Consider the following 6,549-nt stretch of genomic DNA (forward strand, 5'->3'; position numbering starts at 1 on the left):
AACCCGTTGCCGGCGCTTCGGGCAGGACCGGCCGGCCGATCATTGCCGGAGCCCGTCCGCGGCGCCGCGGTTTTAGCAACACAGGTTCCTCCATGCGCCATCAGCATGCCGTCATCCATCACCGTGGGCTCGATTTCTGGTCGGCGCGCGCCGCGGTTCTCGTCGTCATCTGCCTGCAGCTTCTGGTCATCAACAACCTGTCCTTCGGCCCGCGCTGGCTGGCCCCTACGGTGGAGGCGGCGCTGCTCGTGCCCCTGTCGATCGCGACGGCCTGGACGCAAATGGCGACGCGCAACGCCGTCGACCATGAACATTGGTACGCGATCGGCCAACTTCGCCTTTACATCCGCCGCGCGGCACTGGTGATGACGGGGGTCATCAGCATCATGAATTGCGGATCGCTGGTCTTCCTGGTGCGGGCATTGCTGGAAGGGCATGCCGGGGCCGGCACGACTCTGCTCGTCGACGCGCTCAACATCTGGGTCACCAACGTGATTGTCTTTGCGCTATGGTTCTGGAGCACCGATCGGGGCGGTCCGCCGACCTGCGGGCTAGTCAAGCGCGCGCAGGCAGACTTCCTGTTTCCGCAAATGACGCTACCCGATCGCGAGATACAGGGCTGGCTGCCGGGCTTCGTCGACTATGTCTTCCTCGCCTTCACCAATGCCACGGCGTTCTCGCCGACCGACACCTTGCCGCTCACGCAGCGCGCGAAGCTCCTGATGATGGCCGAAGCAATGATCTCGCTCCTGACGATCGCGCTGGTGGCGGCGCGGGCCGTCAACATCCTGGCCTAAAACTGTATCGATATTCAGGTGAGGTCGGCCTGCGAATGGCGACCTCCTGCGCTTCCGGTGCTCCCGTACTCGAAGTACGCTCCGCTCCGGTTCTCGGAGGCCACCATTCTCGGCTCGTCCTGTCCTGAATCTCGATACAGTTTTCGGAGTTCAGTAGCCGCGCTCCCAGCGCATTCCGGCCAATCGCGGATCGGCAAAGGCGGTGCGTGAGAATTCCAGCCGCTTGTCCGGGAATTCGCAGATCGCCTGAAGGCCGAAAGAGCCGATCCGGATGCGCCAGGTCTGCGGCTCCAGCGGTTTTGCCTTGGCAAAGCCCTTGCACGTCAACAGCGCGATATTGACGCCCTTGGGATCGCGCACCGAGCGATAGCGGATCGCCTGCAGCTCGGCCTCACGCGCGACGTCGGCGATCGCCTGGCAGGCGGTGTAGTCGGTGGCGTGCGTCCAGGCCTTCTCGTCGCGGTCGAGCGGCGGCCGTGTCAGGTCGACTGCGCGGTCGCATCTTATCGCGGCGGCGAAGGCGGTGTATTCCGCCGCGTCGCTCGGCCATTGCGTCGCCGGCGATTCCGCGAAGAACAGCAAGCGGTAGAAGGCCATCTCCGCCACCGCAGTCAGCACCGTCTCGGCGGCGTAATAGACGCCTTTGGTCTTGCCGGCGCGGCGGAAGCGGGAGCCGTACGGATAGACGGAGCCGTAGCGAAAAGGCGTCGCCAACAGATAGTGGAGATGGCGGCACTCAAGCGGGATCCGCGGCTTGGTGTCCTCGATGAGGTCCTCAAGCAGCGCCTGCTCATCGAGCGTGTCGATGAGCTTAAGGGTCGAGACGCGGTGCTGCGCCTCGACCATGCGCCAATACTTGCCTTCGACCCGGACGGCCTCAGACGAGAGCGCGCCGGGAGTCCAGGTAGGCAATGACATCGACAAGTCCGGCAATCGTCAGGATTTTTTCGAGCGGCGTGCCGTCGAGCGTGGTGTTGGGATTCTTCAGCCACGCCCGGGCGACGGTCTCGTCGCCGCCGACGATGGCGTCGAGCGAGCGGAACAGGCGCACGAACAGTACGGCCAACTCGAACGGCTTGGTGCCGCGTTCAAGCAGGAATTCCTGCCGGCGCATGCGCGAGACCGTTGCTTCCGACACGCCGATGACCAAAGCAAGTGTCCTGGCGGTGATATCGAGCAGGTCTGCCGCACGCAGCGTGGCCTTGGTGATGACGGCATTTTCGGCCGCCGTCGCGGCCGCGACTGGACGTTGCATAAGCGCACCCTTTCATTTCTGTGGAAAATATAATCCACAAAAATTCGTCTGGAAAGGGGTGCGTCAGTCTTTCTTGTAAAGCAGCCAGCCTTTGCCAGCCCGGCTGACCATGGCCGAGTGCTTTGTCACACGGTTGCGGCCGCCGACCTTGGAGCGGTAAAGCGCCTGGTCGGCCTTGGTATAGAGATCCTCGGGGTTTTCCGCCTCCGAGGCCATGCAGATGCCCAGCGACACGGTAACGGTGCCGTAGTTCATGCCGGTCTGGCTGCCGGTGAACGGGGTCTGCTCGACGAGCGCGCGGATGCGCTCGGCGATCTCGTATGTGGCTTCCTCGCTGGCGCCTTCGACGATAAGCGCGAACTCCTCGCCGCCGGTGCGAGCGACAAATATGTCGGCACGCACGCTGGACTGGAAGATCTCTGCGATGATCTGCAGGATCCTATCGCCGACCGGGTGGCCGTAGCGATCGTTTATGTCCTTGAAATGATCGATATCGGCAAGGATCAAGGCGTTGAACAGGATGCCGCGGTTGCTGTTGTAGATCCGGGTGATCTCCTTGTCGAAGGCGCGGCGGTTCCACAGCTGCGTGAGCGGGTCGGTGTCGGCAAGCCGCTTGTATTCCTCGAGCTTCGACTTGACGCTTTCAAGCTCGGCTGTCTTTTCGCTGAGCGTGCTGGCAATCTGACGGCCGTGGTCGATCGTCGAGCTGGTGGCGGCCGACATCGCGCCTGCGATTTTCTGCAGGAGTTCTTGCGAAAGCAGGCTGCGATTGCTCAGGCCGCTCGATGTCTCGTCGAGGATGCGGCCATACTTCTCGATATGCGAGCGCTCGCTGCGCAACAGCGCGGCGATGTCCTCGAGCTCCTTGGCCACCACCTCACGGGCGTGCTCGACAATGGCGGGGCCGTGGTGCTGCGGGAAGAAGCTCCGTCCGATGCGGTCGAGATCTTCCTGGGTCGGGCGGTTGCTCAACGAGACGACGGCAAGGCTGAGTTCGCGATTGCTGCCGCTGAGCGCCTCGTAGAAGATTTCATAGTTACGCGGCAGGCCAAGCACGCCGAGCTGTCGCATCGTCGCCACGACGGTGCTGGCGATGTCGGTGTTCCTATCGGTCGGAATGGCTGCCGGCTTCATGTTCTGTTCACTGCCCCTTCAGTGCGACCGGAGACATGCCACCGCCGGGAGTCGCTCACGCGGGGATTTGAATCAGAATTGTGGTGCGACGGCGCGTCCCCAACACGACCATCGCTTGTGGGAACCATAGATGCAGTTTCGCTAAAGTTTCCTTAATAGCCTGGATTTCCTCATTGTCCCTGCTACCACAGGGTGCAAAGCGGTGCAGGCGCAGGTTTTGAAGCACGTCCTTGCGATGTCGCTTTTGCCGATGCCAGACGTCGATGAAACTGGAATCCTGTGCGCTGATTGGATTGAGGCGGAAGCACCAGGAGGGTGGAATGGACGACAACCATAGCGGATCGTGCCTGTGCGGGGCGGTGCGTTTCAGAACGAAGGGCCCGCTACGCGGCGTGATCTATTGCCATTGTTCTCAGTGCCGCAAGCAGAGCGGCCATTTCTACGCCGCAACCAACGTTGCGGACGCCGACATCGTTATCGAAGGCATGGAAAACCTCACCTGGTATGAGGCATCCGACTTCGCCAAGCGTGGCTTTTGCAGGACATGCGGCTCGGTGCTGTTCTGGAGGCCGAAAGGCGATGCCTATGTTTCGGTTATGGCTGGTTCATTCGAGGAACCGAGCGGGCTTCAGGGCGAATGCCACATCTTCGTCGGCGACAAGGGCGATTACTATTCGATCGAGGACGGGTTGCCGCAGTTCGAGAAATCGGCGCCGTCGATAAAGGTCGCGGGCGGATGAATTTTGCAGCGGCTGCCTTATTCCCTTGATCCCACCATTGCGATATCCCCTGCCGGTGACTCGCAAAGGGGCAGAGGCATGCAGCGGCTGATCGATGCTTTCATCAATTCAGTGCGGGCCTTCCGCAAGTTGGCCGCCCACGAAAAGGCGTTCCAGCAGGAATTGCTGTTGCTGGCGCTCGCCTTGCCGGCCGGCTGGTTCATCTCGGTTTCATGGCGCGGCTATGCCCTGCTGATCGGCGCTGTGCTGCTCCTGATCATGGTCGAAGTGCTCAACACCGGCATCGAGGCGGCCTGCGACGCGATCTCGCGCGAATTCCACATCGACATCCAACTTGCCAAGGACTGCGGTTCGCTGGCCGTGCTGATTTCGATCGTGATCGCCGGCGGCGTCTGGTGCGTCGCCCTCATCGAACGCCTTGTCGGCGCGCCGATTTGATCCTCGCGGATTGATCAAGATCCTGCCTGGTCTTCCTTGGCGCGTTCGCGCTTGGCGAAGTGATGGCCTACCAACCAGGCGACCACGGCGATAACGATGCCGACGCCGAGGGCGATGAGCAGGCGCTCATGGCGAGCAAGCGCCTGGCCCACGATTTCCTCCGCGCCCAGGCCGAAGACATAGCCGATGCCGCTGAATAGGGCCGACCAGACCGCGGACGAGATGGCATTCAAGATGACGAAACGCGGCATGGACACGGTCGACAGGCCGGCGGCGACGCCGCCGACCAGGCGCATGCCGTAGATATAGCGGTTGGTCAGCACGAAAATGTTGGGATGGGTGTTGAGCAGGCGATAGGCGCGGCTGAAGCCCGGACGCCTGCGCAACAGTCTCACATAGCGATGTTCGGCGAAGCTGCGCCCCATGGTGAAGAAGAAGGTGTCGCCGGCGAAGGCGCCGAGGAAGGCGGCAAAGAAAGTCTGCCACAGCACGAAAACATGCTGATGAGCGAAGAAGCCGCCCAGGATCGCCGCGCTTTCGCCTTCGGCCACGCAACCCAGGAAGACCGCGATCAGCCCATATTGCTCGATGAGGCGGTGGATGGTGTCGCTCATTCCGTTGCGGGCCGCGCGGACAGTTTTTCGTCGATGCGCCTGATCTGCTCGGCCATGCGCTGGATTTCGTCACGCATGCCGATGATCTCGCTATGGCGAAGCTCGTCGAGCTTTTCATGCAGGGCCATGATCTCGATCTCGGCCTTCAGATTGACCTCGTAGTCATGTGCAGCGTCGATGCGGTCGCGCTCGGTCTGGCGGTTCTGCGACATCATGATCACCGGCGCCTGGATCGCCGCCAGCATCGACAGAACAAGATTGAGGAAGATGAAAGGGTAGGGGTCGAAGGCGTCGCGGGTGAGCAGCCAGGCGTTGCCGGCAGTCCAGACAACAAGAAAAGCCAGGAAGCTCAGGATGAAGGACCAGGAGCCGCCGATCCTGGCGATGGTGTCGGCAATACGGTCGCCATAGGTCTCGTGGAAGGCCACGGCCTTGTTGGTATCGCGCGCGATGGTGGTGCGCTCGAGCGTCGACTGGAGCACACGGCTCTCGAGCGGACCGAAACCGTCCGGCTTTCGCTTGAGCAGACGGTTCGCCATGTCCTCGACGATCTTGTTCATTTGTCCCTCCTTCGGCCGGGCGTCGATAGAGGTAGAGGCTGCCGGGCCGGACGTGAAGTGATAGATTGCGGCGAACAAGCGAGGACAATGATGCTCGATTTCCAGAAAATCCATGCACGGGCGGCAAGGCGCAAGGGCGGAGAGGCCGTGCTGGCGCCGCTGCTTGGTCCCGCGCCCGACAATATGGCGGTGGCAAAGATCCCCGACGACCGCATCCTCTCCACCATGGCCGAACGCATTTTCGCCGCGGGATTCGTGTGGCGGGTGATCGAGCAGAAATGGCCGGGTTTCGAGGAAGCGTTCCTCGGCTTCGAGCCGAAGCGGCTTCTGTTCCAGCCGGACGACTTTTGGCACGAGCTTGCATCCGACAGCCGCATCGTGCGCAATCCGCAGAAGATCAAGTCGGTGCGCGACAATGCCGCCTTCGTCGATCGCGTCTCGAAGGAGAATGGCAGCTTCGGCAGATTCATCGCCTCCTGGCCCGCGGACGATCAGGTCGGCCTGACCGCTTATCTCGCCAAGCATGGCAGCCGGCTCGGCGGCAACACCGGCCAGTATCTCCTGCGCTGGCTCGAATGGGACACGTTTGTCGTCTCCGCCGACATGGCGGCGGCTTTGCGCGATGCCGGCCTCGATATCGCCGAAAACCCGACCTCGAAGCGGGACCTCGACAAGATCCAGGCGCAGATCAACCAATGGTCGACCGAGACCGGCCTGCCGCGCCGCCACATCTCGCGCATCCTGGCGATGTCGATCGGCGAGAACCGCTCGGCAGAGGCGCTGCGGGAATATATGAGCGACTAGTTCCCCCGACACAGGGATTTTGAGAGGTTGCCGTTGTCTTGGTGCAAGATTTCCGTTCATTGGGTGAAATCAGCGCAAACGCCGGGGATTGGTTGAAGCCGCCTCAACTTCGTCATTCTATGGCGGAGCAAGGAGCGAAGCGACGCGCGCAGACCCTAGAATCCTGTGACTTCGAAACGCCCCCACGGTGCAGAATTCTGCTCCGTT

At 61.9% G+C, this 6,549-nt stretch carries 9 protein-coding genes; 4 read left to right on the plus strand and 5 right to left on the minus strand.

What is annotated here, in order from left to right:
- Positions 1-92 precede the first annotated feature (92 nt).
- Positions 93-797, plus strand: a complete 705-nt coding sequence (locus FJ980_RS07200) for a hypothetical protein (protein ID WP_140542236.1) — start codon at positions 93-95, stop codon at positions 795-797.
- A gap of 150 nt (positions 798-947) precedes the next feature.
- Here FJ980_RS07200 and FJ980_RS07205 read toward each other — a convergent pair whose 3' ends face one another.
- From FJ980_RS07205 to FJ980_RS07215, 3 genes are all read right to left on the minus strand, one after another.
- Entirely contained in the window at positions 948-1,715 is a 768-nt protein-coding gene (locus FJ980_RS07205) for an RES family NAD+ phosphorylase (protein ID WP_140542237.1), read from the minus strand.
- Complete coding sequence (locus FJ980_RS07210; RefSeq protein ID WP_027166494.1) at positions 1,675-2,052, minus strand: antitoxin Xre/MbcA/ParS toxin-binding domain-containing protein; 378 nt, start codon at positions 2,050-2,052, stop codon at positions 1,675-1,677. The genes FJ980_RS07205 and FJ980_RS07210 overlap by 41 nt, the downstream gene beginning before the upstream one ends.
- Positions 2,053-2,115: 63 nt before the next feature.
- Positions 2,116-3,186 (minus strand): diguanylate cyclase, encoded by a 1,071-nt coding sequence (locus FJ980_RS07215; protein WP_140542238.1) that lies wholly within the window; start codon positions 3,184-3,186, stop codon positions 2,116-2,118.
- Between the two features lie 320 nt (positions 3,187-3,506).
- On the opposite strand from FJ980_RS07215, the gene FJ980_RS07220 reads away from it, so the two are divergent.
- Positions 3,507-3,926 carry a GFA family protein gene (locus tag FJ980_RS07220; protein ID WP_140542239.1) on the plus strand — a complete coding sequence of 140 codons (420 nt, stop codon included), beginning with the start codon at positions 3,507-3,509 and terminating at the stop codon, positions 3,924-3,926.
- A gap of 78 nt (positions 3,927-4,004) precedes the next feature.
- Complete coding sequence (locus FJ980_RS07225) at positions 4,005-4,364, plus strand: diacylglycerol kinase (RefSeq protein ID WP_140542240.1); 360 nt, start codon at positions 4,005-4,007, stop codon at positions 4,362-4,364.
- Between the two features lie 14 nt (positions 4,365-4,378).
- Here the strand turns inward: FJ980_RS07225 and FJ980_RS07230 are convergent, their stop codons facing one another.
- Positions 4,379-4,978 (minus strand): DedA family protein, encoded by a 600-nt coding sequence (locus FJ980_RS07230; RefSeq protein WP_140542241.1) that lies wholly within the window; start codon positions 4,976-4,978, stop codon positions 4,379-4,381.
- A complete protein-coding gene (locus FJ980_RS07235) occupies positions 4,975-5,538 on the minus strand; it encodes a DUF1003 domain-containing protein (protein WP_140542242.1) in 564 nt (187 codons plus the stop codon). The genes FJ980_RS07230 and FJ980_RS07235 overlap by 4 nt, the downstream gene beginning before the upstream one ends.
- 90 nt (positions 5,539-5,628) lie before the next feature.
- On the opposite strand from FJ980_RS07235, the gene FJ980_RS07240 reads away from it, so the two are divergent.
- Positions 5,629-6,342, plus strand: a complete 714-nt coding sequence (locus FJ980_RS07240) for a DNA-3-methyladenine glycosylase I (protein ID WP_140542246.1) — start codon at positions 5,629-5,631, stop codon at positions 6,340-6,342.
- Positions 6,343-6,549 lie beyond the last annotated feature (207 nt).

The sequence above is a fragment of the Mesorhizobium sp. B1-1-5 genome (assembly GCF_006443065.1).
Classification (GTDB): domain Bacteria; phylum Pseudomonadota; class Alphaproteobacteria; order Rhizobiales; family Rhizobiaceae; genus Mesorhizobium.

What these genes read in the sequence shown, in the direction of transcription:
- FJ980_RS07240 (WP_140542246.1), top strand. Translation starts at nt 5,629, where the DNA reads ATGCTCGATTTCCAGAAAATCCATGCACGGGCGGCAAGGCGCAAGGGC.
- FJ980_RS07225 (WP_140542240.1), top strand. Translation starts at nt 4,005, where the DNA reads ATGCAGCGGCTGATCGATGCTTTCATCAATTCAGTGCGGGCCTTCCGC.
- FJ980_RS07205 (WP_140542237.1), bottom strand. Translation starts at nt 1,715, where the DNA reads ATGTCATTGCCTACCTGGACTCCCGGCGCGCTCTCGTCTGAGGCCGTC.
- FJ980_RS07210 (WP_027166494.1), bottom strand. Translation starts at nt 2,052, where the DNA reads ATGCAACGTCCAGTCGCGGCCGCGACGGCGGCCGAAAATGCCGTCATC.
- FJ980_RS07200 (WP_140542236.1), top strand. Translation starts at nt 93, where the DNA reads ATGCGCCATCAGCATGCCGTCATCCATCACCGTGGGCTCGATTTCTGG.
- FJ980_RS07235 (WP_140542242.1), bottom strand. Translation starts at nt 5,538, where the DNA reads ATGAACAAGATCGTCGAGGACATGGCGAACCGTCTGCTCAAGCGAAAG.
- FJ980_RS07230 (WP_140542241.1), bottom strand. Translation starts at nt 4,978, where the DNA reads ATGAGCGACACCATCCACCGCCTCATCGAGCAATATGGGCTGATCGCG.
- FJ980_RS07215 (WP_140542238.1), bottom strand. Translation starts at nt 3,186, where the DNA reads ATGAAGCCGGCAGCCATTCCGACCGATAGGAACACCGACATCGCCAGC.
- FJ980_RS07220 (WP_140542239.1), top strand. Translation starts at nt 3,507, where the DNA reads ATGGACGACAACCATAGCGGATCGTGCCTGTGCGGGGCGGTGCGTTTC.